Below are 23,746 nucleotides of genomic sequence, written 5' to 3'. Positions count from 1 at the left end.
ATGATGATATAAAATATAAATTCAATTATTTGCTTGAAAGAGTCAAATATTAAACAAGAAAAAACTACAAAGTAGAATAGATAATGTATTGGAGTTAGATGATTTATTAAGTTTCACACATGGCTCTTATGTAGCCCGATAGGAGTAATTAGCATGTCTACATGGTCCGCTATACGACATAAATTAGAAACAAAATATTTAGCGCTTAGCTTGCGAGGCCATATTCAATATTTTGCTACTTCGTATAGCAAATCGCCTGATCATGAGGGCAGGGCGGCTATTAGATATAATGGGAAGGAAATTATAAAGGGTAATTATTGGAATCAATATGTGAAAGCGCATCTATTTCCTAAAGATGATACATATGAACAGAGAATGCATGAAGGATTTCCGTTTATAGACAATACAGCATTAGAATTAGGCGTATTTGATCAGCGGTGTTTTTATCAGGCTTTTGATGAATTTGATAACCAAAGTATTGATAAAAGCCTATCTAGTGACAATCTAATTGTACGTATTTTTGCCATTTTAGATAGACGTGTAGGAAAACGTAGACTCATTTCTATGAGAAATTTTATGGAGGATCAACCCTCTGTATTTCAAGAGCTTTATGCTATTCGTGTACACTATGAAGGTTTGTAAACAAAACACGGAAGGAAATTGTTCAATTCCCTTCCGTGCTTAGATATGATATAATTTATATCAAAGTGAGGCATAAATGGTTTGGACGCCAAACTTCGCTTCTGATTTTTAATATTGAAGAAACGGTCTGACTCTCAATGTCGGGCCATTTTTCATGCCACGATTAGCAAAGGCTGGACCCATTTAGAGGCCTCAAGCCCAATATAGTCTTGTTAATAACAAAAGTAAATAGATTAGAGGTTCCTAATAGTCACCTAGGTGACCAATAGGAACCTCTTTTGTTATCATTTTATTACTACATAAGTACATTACAATATACAAAATATAGTTAGTGTGTATTGAGGAAATCTTATGTTTAGAAAATCTTTGTTATTCGGTGGTCTGATTGCTATACTGTGTTTGAGTGGTTGCAGCAATGCTAATGAGTTGCCTGGGTATAATGCAAAATCTAAGCATTCTAGTGCTGATTTTTATAAGAATGATTTGATGGATAGTATTCTTAATGAAAAAATCTATAATGCTACTAGTGTTACGGAGATTAGTGATGCGGCTAGATTACTATATCGTGTTGATGAGATGAATGCTGAGCAGCGTAGAAATTTAAACTATTCTATGTGGCGTGCCCAATATAATGCTGTAACCGAAGTCCATATGCATATTGATAAGGGCGGGCTTTCCTATACACTGCCTTTTCCAGCTTTCAAAGGTGGCACACAATCTGCCTCTATTCCAAATGTGAAAGATACTAATACATTGGTGTATACATTTAACCATCCTTTTATTTATACTAGTTTAGTTGTGGATAATCATCCGTATGAGCAAAGTGCTCAGTATTTGGGCAAACCCTATAATGAATTAAAGCAAGGCTATGTACGTTCTGCATTGCAGGAGCAATGGTCACATATGAATCAAGATATGTTTGATATATCCAGTATTGATGATAGTACTTTCAAAGGAGAACGGATTATTAATGGCCGCTGGAGTACCATGAAAACTAAAGGCGATCCTACCTTTGTAGCGAATGATATTTCTTTTGCCTTAAATAATGAGCCTGATACGCAATATGTACTTACCTTAATGGTTAGAGAGGATGGCGAACGAGGTATTGGCAAACGGGGCATCGAGGACATTATCGCTAATTACATTGTGCCTAATATTACTTCATTAGATAGGTTAAATAAGGATAGTCATTTTGAAAGCTTTAATAACTACAATTATCGTGTGTTAAATGATGCCGTTGAGGAAGCATCCGGTAATGAGCATATTAAAATATATAAGGATCCTACAGGTATTTCGCAGATGATAGAAGTATATCCTGTTGAGCATAAGGGGGAAATCTGGGCTAATCTTGTTGACATTGTCACAATCTCTGAAGCACAGTTAAAAACTAGAAAGAATATGCGTAGTGGTAGCCATACGTATATATGGAATGATGGTGTTCCTGGCGTGCTGGTAACATTTGAATATGAAGATGGTATTAGTGAGTGGCGATTTAGCACGCAAGATGCACATAATCTTTATATACATACAATCTATTATAAATATGATGAGAATCGAAAGACTTTGCCAGCACTAGCAGGAATCGCCTCTGATGCGAAGATTTCAAACTTGGGTGATACATATAAGGGCGAAGTAGATTTTTTATGATATAATTGATATCAAAGTGAGGCATAAATGGTTTGGTCGCCAGACTTCGCTTCTATATTGATTTAATTGAAGAAACGGTCTGACTTCACAGTCGGCCTTTTTTCATACCAGTAATTTTAAGGAGTAAACATGTCTACGTGGTCTGGAATACGGCATAAGTTAGAAACAGAATATCTTGCTATCAGCTTGCGAGAGCATATTCAATATTTTGTTACCACTTATAGTAAATCGCCTGATCATGAGGGGCGGGCTGCTATACGATATAATGGTAAGGAAATTATAAAAGGCAATTATTGGAATCAATATGTGAAGGCCCATCTGTTTCCTAAAGATGATACCTATGAACGAAGAATGCATGAAGGTTTTCCGTTTATAGACAATACAGCACTAGAATTAGGCGTATTTGATCAGCGGTGTTTTTATCAGGCTTTTCAAGAATTTGACAATCAAAATATTGATAAAAGTTTGTCTAGTGATAATCTAATTGTACGTACTTTTGCCATTTTAGATAGACGTGTAGGAAAACGTAGACTTATTTCTATGAGAAATTTTATGGAGGATCAACCCCCTGTATTTCAAGAGTTTTATGCTATTCGTGTGCACCATGAAGGTTTGTAAACAAAACACGGAAGGAAATTGTTCAATTCCCTTCCGTGCTTAGATATGATATAATTTATATCAAAGTGAGGCATAAATGGTTTGGACGCCAGACTTCGCTTCTAGAATTTAATGTTGAAGAAACGGTTTAACTTCACAGTCGGGCCTTTTTTCATGCGTTAACTCACCGCCAATCCTCGAGTTGATTAGCAAAGATTGGACCCATTTAGGGACCTCACTTTAATAATATATCGATGTCAGTTGTAAAAGTAAATAGATTAGAGGTTCCTAATAGTCACCTAGGTGACCAATAGGAACCTCTTTCGATTTGTATTTAGTTCGGGGGATTTTAGTCGTGACAATTCACTTACAACTTTTATAATACTAGAATTAAGTATTAGTTATGCAGCCCTCGTCTGCTGTATATTTTTAAGATTATAGCAATAACTGTATTTAATACGAATAGAAGAGCAAAGCATACTAAGGCTGTAGTATAGCCATATCCTGCTTCGTGAAAGTATGATACGAGCATGGGCCCAACGATGCCTGCTAATCCCCAAGCAGTTAGAATGCGGCCGTGAATAGTAGAAAGCTGACGTATACCGTAGAGGTCGGCAAGATAAGCTGGCATACATGAGAAACCGCCGCCATAGCAGGTGATAATGAGAAGGATTAAAATTTGGAATGTTAGAGTACTATTTGTTTGAGAGAGTAAATAGAATGCGATGATTTGTATAATAAAGAATAGTATGTAAGTTTGTGCCCGTCCAAAGTAGTCAGAGATAGTAGACCATGCAATGCGACCACCACCATTGAAAATACCGATGATACCAACCAGCGATGCAGCTGCTGCAGGTGTCATACCAATGGTTTCTTGTGCCATAGGAGAAGCTAAGGATAGAAGACCTATACCACAGGTAATATTAACAAAGAAGATCCACCAAAGGGCACCAAATTGCCAAGTTTTCATAGCATCATTGGCTAGCATGCCATGGTTATGAACATACATAGTGGATTTATCTTTCATAGTTCGAGGTGGTTGTTTTTGTTGAGGTGCTTTCAAATAGAGAGAAGAGGCGCCCATAACTACGAGATAAATTATGCCGAGGATAATGAAATTATTTACTAAGCCTACCTGAGCTACAAGGAACTGCATAAGCGGTCCTGCAATGAGTGAAGCAAAGCCAAATCCCATAATGGCTAATCCCGTAGCAAATCCTGGGCGATTAGGAAAGTATTTTACGAGCGTAGACACTGGTGTTATATAACCAATACCTAGTCCGATACCACCGATGATACCATAGAAGAGATAGAGTAAGGTAAGATTATGGACACTAAGTGCATAAGCAGTACCTAATAGGCCTGCCACCCAGAATAACATGGAAAGAAGTCCGCTTTTCTTAGGACCTATTTTTTCTGCAAAAGATCCTAAAAAGCCTGCAGATAATCCAAGCATCAGAATAGCTAAGGAAAAGGTCCATGTTGTTTGTGACATAGTAAAGCCCATATCTGCCATGATAGGTCGTGTAAGCACGCTCCACGCGTACACACTACCGATGGATATATGTAGACCAATAGCTGCTAGTGCAATAAGCCAACGATTTCTCATAAGAAAACTCCTTTCATATAGGTGAAATGATTAAAGATTTGTCCAGCATATTTGCTATGAAAGAACAAAAAAAGACCGTCTGAACAAAATTTTGCCCAGACGGTCGGCTATCACACGATGTGTGCTACTGTGCATGTAGTCAATTCTACTTATCCGTCAGCCCAGTAGGAATATATTACCAATATAGCAAGTGAGAGAATATCTTGTCGGTGATGTAAATCACTATCGTATGCATCATGAAAATTTATAATTGAAAACAGAGAAAGAAATCATATGATTCCTTTCCCTGTTTAAATATGATATAATTTATATCAAAGTGAGGCATAAATGGTTTGGTCGCCAGACTTCGCTTCTAGATTAAAAAAATTGAAGAAACGGTCTGACTTCACAGTCGGGCCTTTTTTCATGGCCTAATGCTGTGAAAAGCTAGCTTTAGCTAGATGTCAATTCATTTAGCTGCCATAATAATGGTCGCTACAAGTATGCCAAAGGAAATCATCAATGATAACACTTTGTATGTACTCATATTGATCACCGCCAATCTCTAGAAGATTAGCAAAGGCTGGACCCATTTAGAGGCCTCAAATTTAATATAGTGCCGTCAATTATAAAAGTAAATAGATTAGAGGTTCCTAATAGTCACCTAGGTGACCAATAGGAACCTTTTGCGTTTTGTAATCGTATTCATAATTGTTTTCTTATTATGTTACAATACAGTTAAAATTACTTTTTGGGGAGAGATGTATATGTTAAAACGATTATTATTAAGTGCTATTGTATTGAGCGCTATTAGTGTATCTAGTTATGCTGTTGATGTAAATATTCTCGGTGCAGATCCAAGTATTTCGCGTGATACATATGTACAGGCGGTATATACGACTGATAAAATTGAGGCTACTTATGATGAGCGATTAAAAAAGAAGGCGGATTCATTTTCCGCTGATTCTAAAGAGCGCTTTAATCAAGAGTTTGGTGTAGTTGTAGATGACGATGCAGTAGAAGCCTTAAAAAATGAGATTTATACTATTGAGCGCCGTAAGTTTGATGGTAACACAGTAGTGAATTTACATAATAAAAAGGGCGGCCTATCAGTAACATTACCATTTAGTGCAGTACAAAAGGAGGCATTACGTGATTTTCCAGATGCAACGGTTGGGTATTTATTTCAGTCCCCAATGATTGTTACTGCCATTATTGAAAATGAAATGCCAGATCCTCCTGATAAAACAGATGTGGTTTTTAAATATGATGGTCTTAGTAAAAGTTACTGGAGAAAAACAACTCTTACTGGTGCTGTAGATATGGACATTATTGCTTTAAATTTTGAGTTGAGTAAGCATCCTAAGCAAGCATATAATGTTATTCTGTATCCTCGTGTAACGGAGAGTGTCACATCAAATGATATTAATACAATAATGGCAAATTATATATTGCCTTCAATTCATTCTCTTCAAGATTTAGATGACTATAGTAGAGTAGAAAACTATAAGAGCTATTCTTTTAGAGTCCCTAAAACAGCCGTTAAAGAAAATAACTCCAATGTTAAGATAGATGGTGTAACTTTCATAGTTGATAAAGATATAAGGCAACAAATTTTGATTGACCCTGCACGTAAACTGGAAAAGGGTATATTTAGTTCATTTGACGAAATTGATTTGTTACATAAAATTGATAATAAGACTGCAGAGTTCTTTGGGTTTCCTGGGTCCCCAAAGATTACCAAAGGTAGCCATTCCTTTGTTTGGAATGATGGTGTGCCAGGTTTATTACTAGATCTTGAATTAGATAATCGACAAGGTATATTTCTGTTTATTACTTATGATGACAGTTTTAAGTACCAAAATTCAATCCAATATCCCTTAGATCATGGTGCATATACTAAGGCGCAGTTACGAAAATTAATTACAGATGCAACATTATCTGACACTGGTAATATGTATCAAGAGGATGTTTGGTTTATCTAATCCTTATTTTTTATTTTATAGTAAAAAAGGTCCTATTTATCATTCTGAATTTTGGCTTTTATAGATTTATTTCAATAATTTTTTACTATATAATGAAATTATTATGAGATGCACGTGATATGAGTTATTTTATTGTAGCCAATTCGGTAATTAAGGCGCTAATAATTAGATTTTTTTATTGAAAGCGGTGTCCTAGATGAATGTAAATCATGCGTTATTAATATTTAAATCTGCATTAGAATATGCTGATTTTAAGGGAATTAATAATTTGTTAGCAGACAATTGTCAGTATATTAATGTTGAGAGGAATATATTAAAAAATGGAAAGGTAGAAGTATATGATTTTCTAAATTCAATGGCAAAAAGGACCAGAGATGAAAATGTAGCCGTGTATGCACATATGATGACACTTGGAGGGAAGACCAAAGAAAAAGAGTTTTTTTATGAAGGTCAAAGGGGGCTCGCTATTGCATACAATGAAATAGACAATTATGTTATTGGTATGTTTATTGAGTTAGATTCAAATAATCTTATTAATAAAATTATTGTTAGTGATGAAATTCCGAGTTTTAGACTTGATAAACATCGTGCTGAATATAATTCCCCTCCTATAGATTATACTTTTTATAAGAAGCCTGTTGATTTTTTGGATTGGCTTACGGCCATTAGTATTTGGTTAGAAACTGGATATATAGATGAGCATTCTTTTTATGATTCACTTGCTGATGAGTGCTGTGTACATTTTCAAAGAAAAAAACAAGAACCTATTTTGTTGTTAGGTAAGGAAGAAATTATAAATGACTTTGATAAGATGATGAATTTATTTTTCTATACTATGCCCCATATAATTCGTGATAAGAATAATAGATCCTTTATAAAGTATGGACCTATGACGATTGAAATCGGCCGTAGTTTAGCGGGGCCAGCAAATTCTGTACATATTTATATTGACGACAGTGAAGCTTAGTTTGCATATTATTTTTTGCTTAGGTTCATTATGCTTAAAAACAAAAAAGAAACCGTAAGAGACTCCTTTCCCTGTTTAGATATGATATAATTTATATCAAAGTGAGGCATAAATGGTTTGGACGCCAGACTTCGCTTCTATATTGATTTAATTGAAGAAACGGTCTGACTTCTTTGTCGGGCCTTTTTTTCATGCCTTAAACAAATTTATTTATCCTAATATGTTACAATTAATAATATAGTAGTCGTATTGTAGGAGAGACCTATGTTCTATTTAGTCATTGCCGTCATCATCATTGCACTTATTGCAAAATCTAGATCATCGAATGATCAAACAGATAGTGATGCGGATATAGAGAAACAGAATCGCATATTAGACGAAGTTAATCGTACATACGGAAATATTCAAGCGTATGAACCACAATTAGAACCTTCAGATATAGAAGGCATATATTTTAATGAGTTCCGTGAATATGTTAATGCTGAAGGTCGTGTATTAACTCTAGCAGAGATTGATGAAATCCGGTATAAAGATGATTATAGAGAGGATATTGAACAGGATTATCCGTATCATCGATAATCGTGGAGGGCGTAGAGATGAAACGAATTATATATGCTATCAGCCTTGGGGTATTGCTAGCGACACCAGTGCTTTCACAAGCAATTGATACAACACCAATGATACGTGTTACGAATGAGCATAGTGGTCAACATGATGAATCGTTAGATACTTTTACAGAAACAAAATTCTTAGGACCTTATCAATTTCGCGTATTAAAGGATGCTATTGAAACGCAGGGCGAAACAAAAGATATTGATGGTAGGGTGTTTAGAACCTCTGATGGGGTATTTATGCATGTTAAGGCAAGATCTATTGATGGTAATAGTATGTCCTTAGATAATGAGATTAAAAATCTTGTTAAAGAGAGAACGATTCCTGAACCTACTGTTAAGATGGTATTGCCCATTAAGGATAGTGTAATAGAGGTTAATAATGATGGTGTGCGCAGTTTACTAGCTGAATTTATGTATGGCTGGCCATTAAAGAATAGGACGGACATGGTATTAGTTACTGATTATGAAGGAACTAGATACTATTATAAATTGCAGTTCTATAGAGATAGATTGCCAAACGGTGTTCGCATTGAGCAACTGCGAGAAATGATTATGGATGCGCAATTTAGCTATAAATAAATTAAAGGTACATATGTAATGAAAAAAGGTCTATATATTACAACTCAGTAATATATAGACCTTTAAGTGTATTATCTAGTTTTCAATCAATTATAAGATGCTTTTACCCATAGGGAATACAGTTTTGCCAAATACCTTGTTTACAAGTACGGCACCAGAACCGTAGAAGCCCAAGAGGGAGATGAATAATTCGGACCATGCTGCAAGGGCGAAGAAACCTGTTTTGCCACCTAAGAATAGGTCTGTTGCAAGACCAAAGAATAGGAAGCAGATTAATAGCATAATAGCGAATACAACCTTGTTTGTTTTTAAAGCTGCGATGGTGCCAAAGATAGAGAAGATTAAGAAGCCCACAAAGGCGAATGCTAATTGTGTTACATCGAAACCTTTTTGGATTTCAGGACCGAAGGAGCCCATTTGGATTAACCAAACGCCGGCCATGGCGGACCAGAATAAACCGTATGCACCGAATACAACAGATCCGAAAGGATTATTTTTCTTGAAATCAAAATAACTCGCTATCAATTGTGCTAAAGAGCCTAATAAAACAGCCCAAGGGACAATAACAGATGTTGTTGGGCCAGACCATCCAACGCGGGATGTAGATACTACAAAACATACAATCGCAAGACCAAGTAAACCAAGACCTGTCGGGTCAGCAACATTTTCGCTCATTTCAACTCGTTTAATTCCTCTGAAAATTGGGTATTGCATATGAATTTAACATAATTCTTGACCATTGGAGTAATGTATGCGCACAGTGGATTTTGGTTCCATTACGAAACTCGTGGGGCTTCATTTGTGATATACTACATATAAAGTATGTAGGAGGTTATATGGTTTTTCTTACTTCATTACAAAGCATCATGCCTATCGTCTTGCTCATATCTCTTGGATATTTCCTAAAAGGGCGGGGCATGTTTAATGATACATTTAGCTCGAATCTATCGAGGCTCATCATGTCTGTCATTTTGCCGGTCGGCGTATTTATGTCCGTGCTTCACAATGTGCAAACATCGGATTTGTGGGACTTGCGGTATGGATTACTCGTCGTGATGATGACCTATGTGGTGTCGTACATCATAGCGTTTATTATGATGAAAATTGTACATGTCCCACGGGGACGCCGCGGTATTTTTATCAATATGGTAGTTAACGATAATTGTTTATTTATTGGGCTACCTGTACAGATTGCATTGTTTGGGCCTGATGCATTACCGTTTTTCTTGCTGTATTATATTGGTAATACCATATCTGTATGGATGTTTGGTGTATTCCTTATTGAGGCTGATCCGTTGCCTACGAATGGTGCTAGCCATGGTGAAAGCTTCCGCACCTTGGTACGCAAGTTTTCTTGGAAAAAATTATTGCCACCGCCATTATTGGGCTTTTTCTTGGCGTTAGTATTCCTATATGCTCAAATTCCATTGCCGACGGTATTACATAATACGTTAAACTATATAGGGAATATGGTAACTCCATTATCCTTGCTATATATTGGTATCGTATTACATGATGCGGGCCTTAAAAGCATGCGTTTAAATAAGGATTCCATCGGTGGTATCATTGGCCGTTTTGCCGTAGCCCCATTTATTATGTTCTGCGTTATCTATGCTACAAAATACCTCATGGGCATTACATTGGATCCCGTTGCGGTCGTTACATTCATCGTTCAATCTGCAGGACCGGTTATCGCCGTATTGCCAATCGTAGCGAATGAAGCAGGTTCCGATTTGCCATTTGCCACAGGACTCGTAACCATTAGCTCCGTATTGTTCGTATTCGTTATACCAGTTATTATGGAAATATTAACGATATTTGGTATAGGAATGTAAATCTATACAATATAAAACGACTAGCATTATATACATACGTATATGGTGCTAGTCGTTTTTTACGCATTAAACTATTCGATAATCATTATGATATCTTATGCATTAAGCGCTTCGATAATCGTTACGATATCTTCTGCCTTTCGAGCAATGTGTTTGACGCCTAAATCTTTATGTAATTGTTCATCTCTAAAGCCCCACGTAACGCCAATGCATAGTAGGCCTGAGTTTTTGGCTGTAGCAACATCTACTTCAGAGTCGCCAATGTAGATGGATTCGTCTTGGGTTGAACCTAATTCTTGTAATGCTTGTAGTACCATGTCTGGTGCTGGTTTTCGTTGTAATCCAGGGCGTTCGCCGATAGCTACTGGTAAATGATCACCAAAGTATTCCTTGTTTAGTGGTGTAATGCCTTCTTGAATTTTATTAGAAACAATGGCGAGTTTATATCCCTTTGCACGTAATGTGTCTAATACGTCAAGTATGCCAGGATATGGTGCTGTATAATCTTGTAGATGTTCTCCGTAGTATGCTTTAAATTCGTCGAGATAGGTGTTGAATTCAGCCTCCGAAATGGAATCTGGCAGTGATTGACGCATCAAATGTGCAACGCCATTGCCAAGGGCTGCTTTCACCTCAGGAACCGACCGTTCTGGCAAATTATGAGCGCGCAATACATAATTCACCGCATTGCGTAAATCTGTTAACGTATCTAGCAATGTACCGTCACAATCGAATACGATAGTTGTATATTTCATGGGGACCTCCAAAATCTATATAATCTTATTCCATTATATGATATGAACCGAGAATTTTAAATTAGTCTATGATACAATTAGTATACTAGTTGAAAATATTTGGAGGATTAGTATGACTGAAATACAATCTTTATTATTGATGAAAGCCACGTTAGAATCCGCAAATCTTCATGGTGTTGAAGCCATGCTCGACGATGATTGCGAATATGTTTCTACGGGACGAGGCATTATTGCTCGTAATAAACGTGAAAGCTTAGAATTCTTAACGGCCATGGTTGATTCCATCCAATCTGACCATGTACCTGTTATCTGTCGTATTATGTATATTACAGAGGTATACGAAGAAGGCGCCTTATTTCATGAGGGTCGTCACGGTTTGACCGTTGCTTATGAAGAGGGCGACCAATATGCGTATATGTTGTTTGTTGATATCAATGAGGATGGCCGTATTGACCGCATCGTTTCTAGCCAAGAAAATTATGAGTTTGAATATGATGATCTTCGTTTATCCTTAGATGAAACACCATATCGTTTCCCAATTGTGCCGCACACTGTGAAAGACTGGATTGCGGCCCTTAGCATATGGCTTGAAACAGATAACTTTGATATCGACGATTTCTACCAATTCATTGATGAAGATACAAAGGTAGTGTTCCAAAAAGGTGATGCAGAATCCATTACATTAGAAAACGGTCTCGATGTAGAGGACTATTTTGATCAACTCATGAATCAACACTTTGCTGCCGTACCACATATCATTCGTGATGAAGACGATAATCTTATTTTAGTCTATGGCCCTATGAGCCTTATCGTGAGCCTTAACGAGCATGGCGCATTAGCTGTTATTAGTATATACATTGATACGCGCGACGAAGAAGAATCCATTGATGAATACGGTTATATCGAAGAAGATTTGACCGAACCTGTAGAAGAAGAACCTTTTACGGATTATTGATTGGTACATCATACATGTCCATATAAATTAGAACAGGCCTGTTCTAATTTTAAAGAGGCAGGAGCTCGCTCCTGCCTCTTTTGTGTACAAAAATGTAATTAGATATCTTCTTTTTCTTTGATTATACCAGCTTTTTTCTTGCGCCAGTACCAAATGTAGAGAGGGAGGATGACGATACAGCCACCTAGACCCCAAAGTAATTGGTTTGTTTGGGCTTGGCCTAGCATCCAAAGGGATGTAGCAATGGCGATGATTGGAACTGTGTAACCACCTGGGATTGTGTAGGATCGTTCTTTATCGGCCCATTTGCGACGGAATATAATGACTGCTAAACATGTTGGTAGGTACTGTGTGAAACGGGATACTGCACTAATAGCAGCAAGAGTTGTAAATGAACCGGACCAGGCGAGTAGTACGCTGGCAATGGCGGTGACAATCGCTGCTACATATGGCGCATTGTAACGATTGCGTTTAGCTAAGGCACTTGGAAGCATGCCATCTTCGGCCATGGATGTTGCAATACGAGGTGCGTAATAGGCTTCGGCAAAGTTAATGCCGCCCATAGAAATCAATGTACCTGCTAATACAATATACATGCCAACTGGGCCTACGATTACGTTGAAAGCATCTTGTACCGGTGCTTTTGTGTTAGCAAGGTCAGATCCTAGAACACCAATAGATACGGCAAGTATGGCCATATATAGGACTGATACGAGTAGCATACACATGATAATGGCACGAGGTAAATTCTTTTTAGGATTCTTCATATCTTCTGCGGCAATAGCGATAACCTCAAACCCTGTATACGCAAAGAAGAGAAGAACGGCTGCTTGTGCAAAGGATCCTTCTACATAGGTATCGTGTGGGAATACAGGTGTAAAGTTAGCGCCATTAATAAAGAATATACCAATAGCGATAAATAGGGCGAGAGGTACTAATTTAGAGATTGTAATCAAGTTATTAACAAACTTAGACACGTTAACACCAAATATGTTTACGATTGTTAAGCCTACGATTAATATGAAGGAAATGACATCCTTTGCAAAATCGCCACTTAAGGCTGGCACTGCTGCACCTAATGCTGTGGCAAAGCCAACGGCCATGGCGGCCCAAGCGATAACCGTTACAATCCATTTAAGAACGCCTACCTCAAATCCCCAAAAGTCACCTAATGCATGTTTGGCATATAGATAAGGGCCACCATTACGTGTGAATAGACTAGCCGCCTCCGCAAAGCATAAGGCAATACAACCTGCGATGAGAGCATCAAATAGAAGAACACCTAAACTAGCGGAACCAATAATAGCATAGGCCTTGTTAGGTAATAAGAAAATACCAGTACCTACAATGCCATTGATTCCAAGGAGTACAATACTCCAAAATCCAAATTTACTTTTCTTATCCATTAGTTGTCCTCCTTAGTAGCATCTACAAAGGCTTTAAATAATGCTTTCGCATGCATATCTTTCACATGCATCATTTCTGGATGGAATTGAGTTGCTACAAACCAAGGGCGGCTTGTATCTTCTAATGCCTCTACAATTCCGTCTTTAGCACGGCCGGTAACAACTAAGCTTTCACCAATATTACGGCACGTTTGATGATGATGAGAATTTGTAATCCATGTAGTTGTGCCGATGATTTGAGCTAATTTAGAATCAGGTTCAATTTCTACCGTATGCGTAGGTAATGCAGGCGTTTGATTTTGACTGTGCTTAATCGTGCAGTTTTTATCATATGGCAAATCTTGATACAAGGACCCACCACGATAGACATTCACGATTTGACAACCGCGACAGATGGCAAATACAGGAATATTTCGCGCCTCTGCTGCAGCTAGTAAGGCGAAATCAAATTGATCACGCTCAGGGAATACATCACCGATACCTCGCAATGGTTCCTCACCATAATTGAGCGGGTATACATCATGACCTCCTGTAAGGAGTAGACCATCAACAATATCGATAGTTTGCTTTGCTTGCTCTAAATTTTCCGTAAAAGGAATAATAATAGGAATGCCGCCTGCCTCCTCGATGGAGCGGACGTAATCTTGATTGACATAAGAACGGATTAAATCGACATAAGCACCGCTAGTATCGCGTAGCGTATTGCCGGAAATTCCAATTAATGGTTTTTTCATAACATCACCTCAATGTGTAAAATACTGTACATCAAGTACAGTATAATTATAATTCATTTCCTTAAAATATACTATGACATATTATACAAGTAGGAATTGCATTTGTGTAAATATAGCTAATACTGGATAATTCTAAAACGAATTTATATAAAATTGATAAAAAATTAATATTTAGGTATAATGTGTTTTAGATTATATAGTATAAATTGAGGAGAGATTTTATGGATTGGAAACGTGTAATAGCATTAGGTTTACTTGGATTAACATTTGGCATGGGGCAATCCTATGCGATAGATGTAAATATTCCTGGCGCCGATGCATCCATACCTGCTGATGAATATCAAAATTATCGTAAGAATACGGTATATTCAAGGGAAATGGACCAAAAAATTATAGAGAAGGTTAAAAAAGAGGATGCGGCTATTCCTAATTATGATATGTCGAGACTACCGACGGATATATATCATACAACGGAATTAAACCATGGTGTTAGATATTCTAGTACGGTGTTTATCTTAAAAGAAAATGGAGCAAATATAAAATTCACTATTCCTCAATCAAGCATTGTGGCTCAGGCTAAGGGAAGTATAGGTAAGCATAAAGAGTTAATCAGTGCAGGTGGTGTAATGACCTATAATGGGGAGTGGTATTATGAGTTAAGACCACAGCCTAAGGGTGATAACTGGGAAGATACGAACATACCATATAGTAAGTTAAATTCTGATGCTATGAAAGAAGTATTTTATAAAAAATATAATCCAATAGTAGGTAATAAAAAAATTAGTGAAAAGGTGTTAGGTGCTAATACTTTTACATACCCAACCATTGAAAAGGCTACATGGGATTCAATCGTATATAAGAATGATTTGGTAGAGGGAACAATTAATTTTACTATGCCAAAACAGCCGACGATTTCCTATCATATTGGGTATGTGCTTCCAAAAGGAGTAGTTAAAAAGATAAGTTCTAAAGGTGATGATGCACTAGTCAAAGCAACTATGAATCGTTTGGCGAACATCGTATTGCCATCGGTAAAACCAGCTAGTGATATACTAGAATATACCTCTGAAGTACATAGAGGACCTTTTACATTTAGAATTTTGAAAAATAGTAAATCTTTAGGTACAAAAGTCACTAAAAATGGTAGCCAAGTCGAGTATTTTAAGTCTGGTAAAATTAAAGAGTCTATTTCTGTTAGACCTCTATTTAAACGAGATGATCCAAAGAAACAGAATATAATGTACCATTCTTTAATTGGATTTATTGGGACAGATCAATTAAATGAAGGTAAGCCCATTCAATTTGCTACTGTATGGAATGATGCTCTACCAGGTGCTTATTATGAAGTTAAGGGTGAAAAGGATACTTTGTTTGTGATGACTGTATTTGATGATACACATCTTTATACTCATTATATGGTCAAACCACATGATGTACATGTAAGTAACTTTAAATTACGTGATATTGTTCAATATGTAGATTATAAGCATAATAAAGAGGATTATGGTAGATTTAAATTGGGGTTTGGCATGCCAAAGTTCTTAATTGAACGAAATATATCGGAACAAATGAATAAGAAAAAATAAATTATTATGTATTGTGATTCTATAACCCTCTTATTTAGAATATTTTGTTTTTGTAGCATCTACAAATAGGTCAATCTTAATACCATACAAAAGGATGGGTCCTAACATATAGACTCAATCCTATACACTTCTGTTAATGCTATTTATTAGTATATAGCAGATATTTTTTGTAGAGTAAAACATAATGCATAAAAAATAGTTGTTTCCTTAAAATTCTATACGTCAAGACTACTTCAAATTTACATGCAGTGAAAGTTTAAAGAAAATTGATAGATATTTAGTATTTGGATATAATAATTGTTAGCTTAAGAGATAGAAAAATAGAGGAGAGTATCTATGAATTGGAAACAAATAATTACATTAGGTTTTCTTGGTGTTATGTTAGGTGCAGGTCAGTGTTATGGGCTTGATGTTAATATTCCAGGAGCTACACCAACGATTGATGAGATGAGGTATAGAGACTATCGTGTCTCAGGATTTATTGCTGAACTCATTGATAAGAAAATTAGTAATAATGTAGAGAGTATTAAGATGGCTTACCCTCAATATACAAATGATGAGATAGAGAAGTTAAAGTATGTTGTGAAGGAAGTAAATCACGCCACTAATCATTCATATACTGTATATATGCTAAAGGAAAATGGTGCTGATATAATGTTTACATTGCCATTTGCCTCAGTAGCTACTGTTTCAAAAAAATTTAAAGAAGATCATACTGTAACCCATCAAACAGTAACACCAGTTGGTAATATAGGTGTTGAAGTTCAGCAACGTGAGAATATTACCAATTGGAATAATACTCAGGTGCCATATGATGCGGTGACAAAGAATGTCATACGAGACGAAATCAATAAAGCTGGTAAGGAGCAAATACGTTTTATTGATGGCAATACATTTACTTATAAAAATGTCGAGAATGCAACTTGGGATATCGCTAATTACGGAGATAGTCCTAATGGAACAATTAACTTTACAATACCAGGCAAACCTAATGTCGTATATCATATAGGCTATGGGTTAAGTGAAAGTATACTGAAACATCATATAAAGGGGAATGAGACGGAGTTAGTTGATAAAACGATGGCAACCTTAGCAAATTTTGCGTTACCATCTATTAAACCTTCTAGTACAGTTTTAGAATATTCTAGTCCGGTTTCAATTGACAATTATACCTTTAGAGTGTTAAAAGGGAGTAAATTGATAAATAAAAAGAAAGAACCGGATGGCCAAGAATACATTCAGTATGCATCGGGGGCGATAAAATCTTTGTTTATTAAACATCCTGTTTCTAATTCCGTATTAACTGAACGACAAGCTGTTTTTTACAAATACTTAACTGAATTTTTAAGTAGAGATGAAATTAATGGTGCTAAGTCTATTCAATATGCTACTGTTTGGAATGATGCAACACCGGGTATGTATCTAGAGTTAGAAGATAGTGAAAAGACATTATTTGTTATGGTTGTGTATGATGATAAATATGTATATAGCCACCTTCTAGTACAGCCACATGATATTCATATTAGTAAATATAAAACTCGAGATATGATTCAATATGTAAATAGTAAAGTTGATAAAAACAATTATGATACAGTAAAGATAGGCTTAGGCATGGATCCTAGAGAATTTGATAAAAGATGGACTAGTAATTAATTATATAATCTATAACTAATACGTTTTGAATTACTGTGTAGAAATTAACAAGAGGACTGGCTCGTTTGAGTCAGTCCTCTTTTGTAGTTTGCATATGTAATTATCTAAAGAATCTACCAATGAGTGGCATGCTAGCACCATCATTTTTATTAAGTCCTTTTAAGAGAACCATGATGATGACGTAGAGTAATAAGCCTTCGATACCTGTGAGTATAAAGTTAGCCCACATTGGTAAGATACCTGTTAGGTAGTGGTAACTCAAGAAGATGAGAACCCCCATGACACCGGCGCTGACCACGTTTTTCCATAGAAGGGATATATCGAGGAAGTAGCCTGTGTATTTTTTGATGTAAATCAAGTTGAGTAAGGCTGCAAATCCGATGTCGGCTACGGTTGCCCAAGCGGCACCGCCGATGCCAAGCCAAGGAATTGCCGTTAATGTCCAGTTAAGGATAACCTTAATGACAAGAGAAATCCCCATGTTGATAACCGGAATGCGCGGTTTGTTAAGGCCTTGTAAGATACCTGTAGTTACCTGGTGTACACCGAGGAAGAAGATAGAAAACGCTGTGATTTGCGTTGCTAGTTCCGCCTTAGGCGCATTGTAAATTAACGTAACCGTTGGGGCAGCAAGTACATATAATAGCACCGTAAATGGTACGGTCGCCATAAATGTTAAGCGCATAGAGCCTGCAGTGCGTTCGTAAATACCTTGGTGATCTTGTTTAGCAAAGGCATGGGAAATAGCCGGCACGATGCTCGTAGCAAGGGCCGCCGTAATGATGGTAGCCAAGTTGATGAGCGGCACTGCCATACCTGTAAGATAACCGAACAGTTCTGTTACTTCATTCATCGGGAAATTAGCGTCTAATAGGCGACGTGGTACGATGAGCAAATCAAGATTGGCCGTTAATGGTAACATGATGCTGGCTAAGGAAATCGGAATGGACAACGATAACAGTCGCGATAAAATTTCCTTGGCTGATTCGCGTGGACCATCGTAGCTTTCACCAGTACTACTAGCCTTAGGCAATTTGTAGTAATAGTACAAGAGCACGAGGAAGGCACCAAAGGCTCCGACGCCAGCACCTAGGCTAGCACCGCCAGCTGCAGCAGGTAAGCCATATGGCAATAAGATGGCCGCTGCACCGAGCATGACGATAACGCGCAATAGTTGTTCTACGATTTGGCTGACCGCCGTTGGGGTCATCATTTCATAACCTTGGATATAGCCGCGGAAACAGGAAATCCACGTTACAAAGAATACTGCCGGAGCAAGTGCGATGATTGAGTAGTAGGCACGGCTTTCAGCAATGAGACCGCTAGAGATAAGCCAATCTGCGCCAAAGTACATGGCCAAGCTGGCGATAAAGCCCGTAATGGTCAGCATTGTGAAAGAAATATTAAATACTCGTTTAGCACCACCAAAGTCGTGTAATGCTAATCGTTCTGCCGTCAAAATAGAGATGGCAATCGGCACACCTGCGCTCGAAATTTGTAATAGTAACAAATAGATAGGAAAGGCCATCTGGTAGATCCCGATGCCTTCCCCGCCCAAGATACGGGAGAGAAGAATCCAGTTGATACTACCGATGGCTTTCACTACGAAACCGGCAATGGTTAAGATTAAGGTTCCTTTTACAAATCCACTAGCCATAGATTATAGTTTGTGAGAAGAACCTAATACATCTTTAATTTTGTGAGCTACCATGCCTTTAATAGCATCACGAGCAGGTCCTAAATATTTACGAGGGTCAAATTCGGATGGATTTTGTGCCAAGTATTCGCGTACAGATGCAGTCATAGCAAGGCGAAGGTCAGTATCGATGTTGATTTTGCAAACCGCCATTTGCGCTGCTTTGCGAAGCATTTCTTCAGGTACGCCTTGTGCGCCAGGGATGTTGCCACCAAATTCGTTACATTTTGCTACGAATTCAGGCAATACGGAGGAAGCACCATGCAATACGATAGGGAAGTTAGGCAATAATTGACCAACCTTTTCCAAACGTTCAAAGTCGAGGTATGGTGTGCCTTTGAATTTGTAAGCACCGTGGCTTGTACCGATAGCGATAGCCAAGGAATCAACACCTGTTAATGCTACGAATTCAGCAGCTTGTTCTGGGTCTGTGAAGCGAGCATCTGCATCGGATACGTTAACGTCATCTTCGACGCCAGCTAAACGACCAAGTTCTGCCTCTACTACAACACCGTGCGCATGAGCGTATTCAACAACTTGTTTAGTGATTTTTACGTTTTCGTCGAAATCGTGGTGAGATGCGTCAATCATAACAGATGTAAAACCGCCGTCTACGCAATCTTTACAGATTTCAAAAGAATCACCGTGGTCAAGGTGAAGAGCGATTGGTAAATTGCTATCTTCCAATGCTGCTTCTACTAGTTTTACAAGATAAATATGTTTAGCATATTTGCGAGCACCTGCAGATACTTGCAAAATAAGAGGGGATTGTTCCTCTTTTGCTGCATCGACGATACCTTGTACGATTTCCATATTGTTAACGTTGAAAGCACCTACTGCATAGCCGCCTTCATAAGCTTTTTTGAACATTTCCGTAGTCGTTACTAATGGCATGTTGTCCTCCTTGGCTTTATAGCCGATTGTATGTATTTTGAAAGTATTGTCATCAACTTATGATGATACATATCTATTCATTGTTAGTATATCAAGAAACGATATAAAGCACCACAATTTTATAAGGTTTTCTAGATGAATCTGTTAGAGATATAGTAAATCTTTCATATCCTTTGGTATAGGGGCCCGTAGTTCTATATACTCCTGTGTCATAGGATGGGTGAAAGCTAGGTACCCAGCGTGTAATGCTTGCCGACGGATATGATCTAAATGACCGCCATATAAATCATCACCAGCTAAAGGAAAACCTAAATGGGATAGGTGTACACGAATTTGATGGGTTCGGCCCGTATGGAGTACACATTGCACATGAGTGAGAACCTGTTGCGTGCTCAAATTTTTATCCATTTGTATTGGCTGGGAAACAATGTGGTGTGTCAATACCGTCACATCTGTACGAGCCGGTTTGCCGATTAATGTGCAACACCGTTCGATGATGCTACCCGGTTTACGTCCGATGGGATAATTAATGGTTAGCGATTGACTTGGCAGAGTGCCTTCAACAATGGCGTCATAAACCTTTTGAAATTTTGTGCGTTGCTTATCAAAGGCATGCTGTACCACCGATGTTTTAGCGATGATGACGATGCCCGATGTGTCCTTATCGAGTCGATGGACCGGGTGAAAGTCATGAGCTTGTTCGGTTTCGTCATAATAATAGAGAACGCCATTTGCCAATGTTCTATCGCGTACCGTCGAGGTAGGGTGCATAAGAACACCGGCGGCTTTATTTACAGCGAGAATGTAATCGTCTTCGTATACGATTTCCAGATTCATTTGAGTGCGTGAAAATTCTTGTTCAGGTGCTAATTTCATAAGCAGATGATCACCGCCATGAACAAGGGTATCCCATGTAGCCGGTTGTCCGTTAATGGTGATGATGCCATCATTTTTTAGACGCCGGCGCATGCGCTGTGAAATATGCTGTTGTTTTATAATATGATTCATAGATTGCGTGTGTACATTAGCATCTACAATCAAGTCGATTATGGTTGCTGTTTTCATAGGTCCTATTATAGCAAAAAAATAATGAATGAAGTATTTTTCATAATTTATTGTATATATATATGGCTATATAGTATAATTTATATTAATAATTATTTATATATTTTTTATATGTATAGACCTTTGAGTAATAAGAGGAGAGATTTATGAAACTCAACAAGAAATCTTTATTAGTCGCATGTGTGTTGGCGGCTATGTCTACAAGTGCTTTCGCAGCATCCACTACAACATCTACTAGTACCACAACTGTAACAAATACAGATACACCAACATCTACTAGTACGCGTGTAACACGTGAGCAACATAGTACATCCGCATCTTCTACTACGTGGAAATCGGAGGAAACTCATAGAACTACATCAACGAGTGCTAGCGTAGGTGTAATGACACCTCAAAAACTAGAAGAACGTAGTGCCTTGGCCGGTTACATTGCTACCGATGTATCTGATGTATTAAACCCATATCGCGATGCACCAAAATCATTGAAGTCTGGCAAAGGGATGACTTTCAAAAATGATGAAGTTCTTGAACATGGTGTGCTAGCATCTATGAAACAAGGCGGTAAATGGGGGATTATTCGTCCAGATGGAACCGTAGCAATCGAACCTAAATATAAAGAAATTCGCGATGTTGACTATAAGACTGGTAATGTATTAGCTCAAGTAGATAAGAAAACAGAAACTTGGGTAACACCTAAAGGTGTGGAAATTTCCGAAGAAGAAGCTTTAAAAGACCGTATTAAACAAGAAGTTACACAAGAGTATGCAAGTGATGGCTTTGTAGAATTTAAACAAAAAGGAAAATACGGTTTTAAAACAGCAGATGATAAGGTTGTAATTGAACCGCAATTCCGTCAAGTGTTAACTGGTTTTAGTGAAGATCGTGCATTTGTTAAAAATGCAAAAGGTAAAATTGTAGCTATTGATGGTACTGGTAAAGAGTTATTCGTAGCACCTTCTAAAGAGGTCTATGGATATCGTAATGGTCTTGCCGAATATCGTCGTTCTGTAAGTGGTTTTAACCTTGGTGGCCTTGTAGGTGGCTTTATTGTAGGCGGCATTGTAGGCGGTGCCCTTCTAGGTGGTCATCATTACCATGTAGGTGGTTTTGTATATGATGGTGCAAAACGTGGTTATATTGACCGTAATGGCAATATTGTGATTGACAGTAAAAAAGATAAAGTATGGCCTATGACATCATATGGTACGGTAATTAAGGATTCTGGTAAACTATATTTTGTTAATCGCAAGGGCGAAATCGTTATTCAACCAGGTGATTATGATGCTGGTGAAATGGATAAATTTAATGGTTTGTTAGCATTAAAAGATAATAGCACTGATAAATGGGGCATTTTTGATGTGTCTACAGGTAAGCAAGTGGTGTCCTTCAAATATGATTCTATTTCCTTTGCCGGTACAGATCGTTTAGTAGTAGTGAAAGACAATGTTAAAAATCTTATCAATATGTCTACGGGGAAATCATTATATTCTGCTCAAACAGAAGCGACTATTGAGCCATTTAACAGTGATACTGTAACATGGGTTCATACAGGTAAAGACGCATATACTATTATCGATAATGATGGTCATGTATTATTTAGAGATACTAATAATATTATAGAAGATGTGAAGTCTTTTAATCATGGCTTTAGCTCTGTTAAGTCCAAAGGAAAATGGGGCGTTATGAATGCTAAAGGTGAATGGGTTGTACAACCTACTTATGAGGCTATAAATATCCTATAACCAGAACTTTTGCTTAATTAGCGGATTACTTATTCTACAGCTTGTAGGATAGAGGGCCGTTTATATTGAGTACATATAAAAAATAAATTAACGAGTAAATAGCAATGTATGAATGTATCGTACATTGCTATTTTTATATAATGAATAGTTATAATCTAAATTCTGAAATTCCTAGTAAATATAGATAATTTACGATATAATTATATAGATGTATTCCATTCAATGAATACGTGGATGATGATGAAAATAATGCGTGAACCCCATGCCCAATGGGTTCAGGTGTAGGAGGTATAAAATGGCTAAAGATTGTTCCTTTGACGTTGTATCCGAAGTGGATATGCAAGAGGTGGATAATGCGGTAAACCAAGCGAAGAAAGAGATTGGTACGCGTTATGATTTCCGCGGTTCTAAAGCTGAAATTAGCCTTGAAGGTGATACCATTAAAATCATCGGTGATGACGAATATAAATTGAACGCTATTATCGATGTATTAAAAGGCAAAATGGTTAAACGTAATGTAGCGGTTAAGAACCTTGATTATGGTAAGGTTGAGCCTGCTGCTGGTGCCACTGTACGCCAAGTGATTACTATTAAAAAAGGCATTACAAAAGAAAATGCTAAAGAAGTAGTAAAGGCAATCAAAAATATGAAGCTTAAGGTACAAGCGTCTATCCAAGAGGATCAAGTGCGCGTATCTGGCAAGGATAAAGATGATTTGCAAGCGGTTATTCAAATGTTAAAACAATTGGATGTACCGGTTGAATTGCAATTCGTTAACTTCCGTTCCTAATTATATAAGCATAAGA

The 23,746-nt window shown here is 37.4% G+C and carries 22 protein-coding genes and 1 riboswitch; of the genes, 13 read left to right on the top strand and 9 right to left on the bottom strand.

The genetic code is table 11. The features are described from left to right. Window positions 1–153 precede the first annotated feature (153 nt). The 3 genes from VIHSUH07_RS08720 to VIHSUH07_RS08710 all read left to right on the top strand — a co-directional run bounded on the left by VIHSUH07_RS08720 (window position 154) and on the right by VIHSUH07_RS08710 (window position 2,907). Window positions 154–642 carry an SF0329 family protein gene (locus VIHSUH07_RS08720; protein WP_105084650.1) on the top strand — a complete coding sequence of 163 codons (489 nt, stop codon included), beginning with the start codon at window positions 154–156 and terminating at the stop codon, window positions 640–642. Window positions 643–993: 351 nt separating this feature from the next. Next, window positions 994–2,289, top strand: a complete 1,296-nt coding sequence (locus tag VIHSUH07_RS08715) for a hypothetical protein (RefSeq protein WP_105084649.1) — start codon at window positions 994–996, stop codon at window positions 2,287–2,289. A gap of 129 nt (window positions 2,290–2,418) precedes the next feature. Further along, window positions 2,419–2,907, top strand: coding sequence for an SF0329 family protein (locus VIHSUH07_RS08710; protein WP_105084648.1), 489 nt, complete (start codon window positions 2,419–2,421; stop codon window positions 2,905–2,907). 376 nt (window positions 2,908–3,283) lie between these two features. On the opposite strand, the gene VIHSUH07_RS08705 is transcribed toward VIHSUH07_RS08710, so the two are convergent. Together VIHSUH07_RS08705 and VIHSUH07_RS09800 are read right to left on the bottom strand one after the other, a co-directional pair. Next, window positions 3,284–4,495 carry an L-lactate MFS transporter gene (locus VIHSUH07_RS08705; protein WP_105084647.1) on the bottom strand — a complete coding sequence of 404 codons (1,212 nt, stop codon included), beginning with the start codon at window positions 4,493–4,495 and terminating at the stop codon, window positions 3,284–3,286. A gap of 86 nt (window positions 4,496–4,581) precedes the next feature. Further along, window positions 4,582–4,669: riboswitch (ZMP/ZTP riboswitch) on the bottom strand. Window positions 4,670–4,943: 274 nt separating this feature from the next. Then, window positions 4,944–4,994: a hypothetical protein gene (locus VIHSUH07_RS09800; RefSeq protein WP_353511575.1), complete on the bottom strand. Its 51-nt coding sequence runs from the start codon at window positions 4,992–4,994 to the stop codon at window positions 4,944–4,946. Window positions 4,995–5,241: 247 nt separating this feature from the next. On the opposite strand from VIHSUH07_RS09800, the gene VIHSUH07_RS08700 reads away from it, so the two are divergent. From VIHSUH07_RS08700 to VIHSUH07_RS08685, 4 genes are all read left to right on the top strand, one after another. Then, window positions 5,242–6,459 carry a hypothetical protein gene (locus tag VIHSUH07_RS08700; RefSeq protein WP_105084646.1) on the top strand — a complete coding sequence of 406 codons (1,218 nt, stop codon included), beginning with the start codon at window positions 5,242–5,244 and terminating at the stop codon, window positions 6,457–6,459. A 196-nt stretch (window positions 6,460–6,655) separates the two neighbouring features. Then, a complete protein-coding gene (locus tag VIHSUH07_RS08695; protein WP_105084645.1) occupies window positions 6,656–7,426 on the top strand; it encodes a hypothetical protein in 771 nt (256 codons plus the stop codon). 264 nt (window positions 7,427–7,690) lie between these two features. Then, the gene (locus tag VIHSUH07_RS08690) at window positions 7,691–8,005 is read left to right on the top strand and encodes a hypothetical protein (RefSeq protein ID WP_105084644.1); all 315 of its coding nucleotides are present in this window, start codon (window positions 7,691–7,693) and stop codon (window positions 8,003–8,005) included. Window positions 8,006–8,022: 17 nt separating this feature from the next. Next, window positions 8,023–8,619, top strand: a complete 597-nt coding sequence (locus VIHSUH07_RS08685; RefSeq protein ID WP_105084643.1) for a hypothetical protein — start codon at window positions 8,023–8,025, stop codon at window positions 8,617–8,619. A gap of 90 nt (window positions 8,620–8,709) precedes the next feature. Here VIHSUH07_RS08685 and VIHSUH07_RS08680 read toward each other — a convergent pair whose 3' ends face one another. After that, window positions 8,710–9,294 (bottom strand): acetate uptake transporter, encoded by a 585-nt coding sequence (locus VIHSUH07_RS08680; protein ID WP_233187843.1) that lies wholly within the window; start codon window positions 9,292–9,294, stop codon window positions 8,710–8,712. A 161-nt stretch (window positions 9,295–9,455) separates the two neighbouring features. On the opposite strand from VIHSUH07_RS08680, the gene VIHSUH07_RS08675 reads away from it, so the two are divergent. Continuing rightward, window positions 9,456–10,454 carry an AEC family transporter gene (locus tag VIHSUH07_RS08675; protein WP_005376233.1) on the top strand — a complete coding sequence of 333 codons (999 nt, stop codon included), beginning with the start codon at window positions 9,456–9,458 and terminating at the stop codon, window positions 10,452–10,454. A gap of 95 nt (window positions 10,455–10,549) precedes the next feature. Here the strand turns inward: VIHSUH07_RS08675 and VIHSUH07_RS08670 are convergent, their stop codons facing one another. Continuing rightward, window positions 10,550–11,209 carry an HAD family hydrolase gene (locus tag VIHSUH07_RS08670; protein ID WP_105084642.1) on the bottom strand — a complete coding sequence of 220 codons (660 nt, stop codon included), beginning with the start codon at window positions 11,207–11,209 and terminating at the stop codon, window positions 10,550–10,552. 112 nt (window positions 11,210–11,321) lie between these two features. On the opposite strand from VIHSUH07_RS08670, the gene VIHSUH07_RS08665 reads away from it, so the two are divergent. Continuing rightward, window positions 11,322–12,164 (top strand): hypothetical protein, encoded by an 843-nt coding sequence (locus VIHSUH07_RS08665; protein WP_105084641.1) that lies wholly within the window; start codon window positions 11,322–11,324, stop codon window positions 12,162–12,164. 98 nt (window positions 12,165–12,262) lie between these two features. Here VIHSUH07_RS08665 and VIHSUH07_RS08660 read toward each other — a convergent pair whose 3' ends face one another. Then, window positions 12,263–13,570 carry an APC family permease gene (locus tag VIHSUH07_RS08660; RefSeq protein ID WP_105084640.1) on the bottom strand — a complete coding sequence of 436 codons (1,308 nt, stop codon included), beginning with the start codon at window positions 13,568–13,570 and terminating at the stop codon, window positions 12,263–12,265. Beyond that, window positions 13,570–14,304, bottom strand: coding sequence for a gamma-glutamyl-gamma-aminobutyrate hydrolase family protein (locus tag VIHSUH07_RS08655; protein ID WP_105084639.1), 735 nt, complete (start codon window positions 14,302–14,304; stop codon window positions 13,570–13,572). The genes VIHSUH07_RS08660 and VIHSUH07_RS08655 overlap by 1 nt, the downstream gene beginning before the upstream one ends. A gap of 221 nt (window positions 14,305–14,525) precedes the next feature. On the opposite strand from VIHSUH07_RS08655, the gene VIHSUH07_RS08650 reads away from it, so the two are divergent. After that, on the top strand, window positions 14,526–15,890 hold the full coding sequence (locus tag VIHSUH07_RS08650; protein WP_105084638.1) for a hypothetical protein: 1,365 nt from the start codon (window positions 14,526–14,528) through the stop codon (window positions 15,888–15,890). Window positions 15,891–16,226: 336 nt separating this feature from the next. Then, on the top strand, window positions 16,227–17,543 hold the full coding sequence (locus tag VIHSUH07_RS08645; RefSeq protein WP_105084637.1) for a hypothetical protein: 1,317 nt from the start codon (window positions 16,227–16,229) through the stop codon (window positions 17,541–17,543). A 100-nt stretch (window positions 17,544–17,643) separates the two neighbouring features. On the opposite strand, the gene VIHSUH07_RS08640 is transcribed toward VIHSUH07_RS08645, so the two are convergent. The 3 genes from VIHSUH07_RS08640 to VIHSUH07_RS08630 all read right to left on the bottom strand — a co-directional run bounded on the left by VIHSUH07_RS08640 (window position 17,644) and on the right by VIHSUH07_RS08630 (window position 21,198). Next, a complete protein-coding gene (locus tag VIHSUH07_RS08640; RefSeq protein ID WP_105084636.1) occupies window positions 17,644–19,200 on the bottom strand; it encodes a putative polysaccharide biosynthesis protein in 1,557 nt (518 codons plus the stop codon). Between the two features lie 3 nt (window positions 19,201–19,203). Further along, window positions 19,204–20,133 (bottom strand): class II fructose-1,6-bisphosphate aldolase, encoded by a 930-nt coding sequence (fba, locus tag VIHSUH07_RS08635; RefSeq protein ID WP_105084635.1) that lies wholly within the window; start codon window positions 20,131–20,133, stop codon window positions 19,204–19,206. Window positions 20,134–20,277: 144 nt separating this feature from the next. Beyond that, a complete protein-coding gene (locus VIHSUH07_RS08630) occupies window positions 20,278–21,198 on the bottom strand; it encodes an RluA family pseudouridine synthase (protein ID WP_105084634.1) in 921 nt (306 codons plus the stop codon). A 146-nt stretch (window positions 21,199–21,344) separates the two neighbouring features. On the opposite strand from VIHSUH07_RS08630, the gene VIHSUH07_RS08625 reads away from it, so the two are divergent. Together VIHSUH07_RS08625 and VIHSUH07_RS08620 are read left to right on the top strand one after the other, a co-directional pair. Then, window positions 21,345–22,940, top strand: coding sequence for a WG repeat-containing protein (locus VIHSUH07_RS08625; protein ID WP_105084633.1), 1,596 nt, complete (start codon window positions 21,345–21,347; stop codon window positions 22,938–22,940). Between the two features lie 295 nt (window positions 22,941–23,235). Beyond that, window positions 23,236–23,730 carry a YajQ family cyclic di-GMP-binding protein gene (locus VIHSUH07_RS08620; RefSeq protein ID WP_105084632.1) on the top strand — a complete coding sequence of 165 codons (495 nt, stop codon included), beginning with the start codon at window positions 23,236–23,238 and terminating at the stop codon, window positions 23,728–23,730. Window positions 23,731–23,746 lie beyond the last annotated feature (16 nt).

The organism is Veillonella sp. T34266-5, assembly GCF_002959815.1.
Lineage (GTDB): Bacteria > Bacillota > Negativicutes > Veillonellales > Veillonellaceae > Veillonella > Veillonella atypica.
Note: the sequence above shows the minus strand (reverse complement) of the source record. Positions and strands in the feature narration are given on the sequence as shown.